General features: G+C 59.9%; 2 protein-coding genes. Both read right to left on the reverse strand.

Annotated features, from left to right (window positions below; genetic code table 11):
• Positions 1 to 10: 10 nt before the first annotated feature.
• On the reverse strand, positions 11 to 583 hold the full coding sequence (locus ABYO54_RS15630; RefSeq protein ID WP_372809164.1) for an RNA polymerase sigma factor: 573 nt from the start codon (positions 581 to 583) through the stop codon (positions 11 to 13).
• 112 nt (positions 584 to 695) lie between these two features.
• A partial coding sequence (locus tag ABYO54_RS15635) for a glycosyl hydrolase (protein ID WP_372809165.1) occupies positions 696 to 3,172 on the reverse strand: 2,477 nt, incomplete at its 5' end.

Genomic DNA, 3,172 nt, shown 5'->3' on the forward strand with positions numbered 1-3,172 from the left:
GATTCGGTGCTCATATCGACTCCAGTTCGTTGCGCAGGTGCTGGATCTCCTCGGCCAGGCGCACCTTTACCCGGTTCTTCAGCTTGATGACCGAGTTGGGTTTCACGCCGAGGTGTTGCGCAATCTGCTGCGTGCTTTTTCCATCGACACTCATGGTAAACGCCGTGATGGCCCCTTCGGAAAAGAGAGAGGAAATATTCTTCAGCGCCAACTTCACCACGTAGACCTCCCACTCTCGCTGGATGATTTTTTCGATTTCCGGCTCGGACTCCGTCGAGAAGTTCCCGACGGTCTCATCCTTGGCCACCACCGCATGCCTGTCGTCGCGGCGTTGCACCGCCCGCATATGGTTGATCATCTGGTTTCGGATCACTTGGCTCAGCCAGGTGCGGAAGGTCGCGCGGTCCTTGTCGTAGATATGATTGGGCAGGCTTTTCCAGAGCTTGATCAGCACGTCCTGCGTGAGGTCGTCGATATCCACCGCATAGAGATTCATCTTGCGCAACACCATGACAATGAAATCGCGGTAGTACGAAACGAATTCCTCCCAAGCCGCATGATCGTCTTGGTTCTTTGCCCGCATCAGAAGCGTTTGCCTGGTATTCCAATCTTCTCCCATGATTGGACCATGCTATGCAAACCGGTCGGTAAATCCGATCAAATCCCATCACGAAAATGATCGGCCGGCGCCCCCGTTACTCGGAAACTTCGAGCCGAATGAACTTCTGAGGGGAGTCGATCGGCACGGACGCGGAGCGGGTTTCCACCTCGCCGTCCGTTTCAAGGGTCTCCTCGGTCAGCCCGTCGCCATGCACGCGCCAAACCGACGCGGTGAGCGAAGACGCCCAACTGGCATAAACGGAGACCTCGTCCGAATCGCGGCGGGCATAGACCACCGTAAAGTCGGAATCGTCCCACGAAGCATCCAACGCCGGGCTGTCGTATGCCAGCGGATCGAGCACCAGTGCCCATTCCTGCAAGTTGGTGAAGCGGTCGCCGTCCGGGTTGCCGGCTTTGGATTGATCCGTTCCCGTCGGCGCGTTCGAAAACGCGACGGCCGCCCACAGATCGTAGGCGGAGAGGTATTCCTCCAGGCGGATGTTGTCGATGGCGATATCGGAAACATGCCAATAGCCCTCCTTGGCGCGGAAACGAAGGGTGACTTCCGCGTTGCCGGCAAACGCCGCCAGATCGACCACCGCGTTCGACCACGCGGCAGCGTTGCTGTCGTGCTGCGCCCCGGAACGGATCCAGACGTTGGAACTCCAGGTGGCCCCGTCGTGCACATCGACGGCCAGATAATCGATATTGACGCCATACATGTGGTAATCGAACGTCAGCCGGGCATTTGCGACCGAGCTCAGATCGAAGATACTTTCGATCGCCGCCATTTTGTTGTGCCCGTCGTAATCGTCATGGGGCTCGATATAGAGATACCAGCTGCCATCGGAAGCACTGTCGGGCCCGGTGCCGGCGGTCGGCGTCGGACCGCTGTTGCGCGTCCAGTCGAAATCGTCGTCGGACGACTGCGACCAGGCGCCGAAGCCGGACTCGAAGCTTTCCGCATACGGAAGCGCTTGATACGTCCCCTCGAGGCGAATGTTGTCGATCGCCGGATCGGCCGCGTTCCACTGCTTGTTCGCCGTGCGGAAACGCAGCTTCACCTCGGCGTTGCCGGCATAGTCGGAAAGATCCACCACGGCGGACAGCCAGGCGGCATCGCTGCTGCTCTGCCGTTGCCCGCTCTGGGTCCAGACATTGGACGTCCAGGTGGATCCATCGAACACATCCAGCGAAAGGAAATCGATGTAGGAGCCGTACATGTGGTAGTCGAAGGTCATTTCCACCTCGGCGTAGGGGGCGAGATCAAACCCGCACTCCACCATGTTGGTGACGTAGGAGCCGGCGTCGTGCCCCTCCGAGAAGAGATAGTATTCGCCGTCCGATGCCCCACTTGGGCCGGCCGCCGCGGTCGGGGTTCCGCCGCTGCCGACCTCCCAATACTTGTCTTGGTCGTAGAATTGCCGCCAGGCTCCGATGCCGTTTTCGAAGCTTTCGGCATAGGGCAGGGTCTGCACTTCGGTCAGCGAGATCGGCAGGTAATGCTTGATGAAGCGGAACTGGTAGGTGTCGGCCGTGTTCGAGTCGGCGTAGGCCCCGATCACGTTGCCGGTCGTGATGCACAGGCGCTTGCTCGTGGCGGGATGGTTGATGAAAAACCAGCCATATTGGTTTTCCTCCAACTCCCATTCGACCGCCGTTCCGGTGGTGCCCGCAGCGGCCAGCCCAACGCTCGATCCGTCGTAGGAAAGGCGGCGTCCGTCGCTCAACCCAATGATGTATTTGTAGCCGTTCGGCGCGGTTTGCAGCATGAACTGCTCGGTCGCGTTACGGTTGAGGACGTCGGCATGGCTTACGGTGCCGGCGTCCGGATGGTCGATCAGGCGCAGGAAGCGGCCTTTGTTGTGGATGATGTAGGCCGTTTCATCGACCACCTCCGCCTTGCCGTCCCAGCCGGCGAGCAGGAGGCCGCATTCGGCGAGATCTTCCCAGCCCGGATCGTCGCTGTCGTTGTTATAGTGCAGCGAAAGCCGCGGCGAATTCATGTCGGTCGGATCATCGCTGCTGGCATCGGTCGTTGCCGGATCGCCCCCGGAAATGCCCCATTCGAAGATGGACCATTTCTTCAGCCAGGTCAGGCTTTCGGCGCGCCACATGAATTCGGCCAGGAAGTTGTAGTTATGGTTCCGGCTCCAAGTGGTCTTGGTTCCGTCGAAGTCGCGGGTGGAAAACTCGGTGAGCCAGATCGGCTTGCCATAGGTCTCGTAGAGGGTTTCCATGTTGCTGATCAGCGTGCTCGGGCTTCCGGTCGAGGCCCCGTTGGGCGAATACCAGTGCATCGCCATATATTCGGAGCGCAACCCCTCCTCTTCCGCCATCGCCTCATAGTTCTGCCGCCAGGTTCCCTTGTAGGCCGACGGGCAAGGCCCGAGCAGCGGGAGCCGGAATCGTTCCATGCGGGGCCATTGATAGGCCGCCGTCTCTTCTTCCATATTGGCCTGGTCATCGAGGTCGGGTTCGTTGAATCCCATCAGCGTCGTTTGGTTGGCCCGGCCATACCAGGTCGGCTGATACTTGAGAATGCCCGGCGTCGTGGCGCCGATGCCGCCCC

This window comes from Pontiella sp. (assembly GCF_041622395.1).
GTDB lineage: Bacteria > Verrucomicrobiota > Kiritimatiellia > Kiritimatiellales > Pontiellaceae > Pontiella.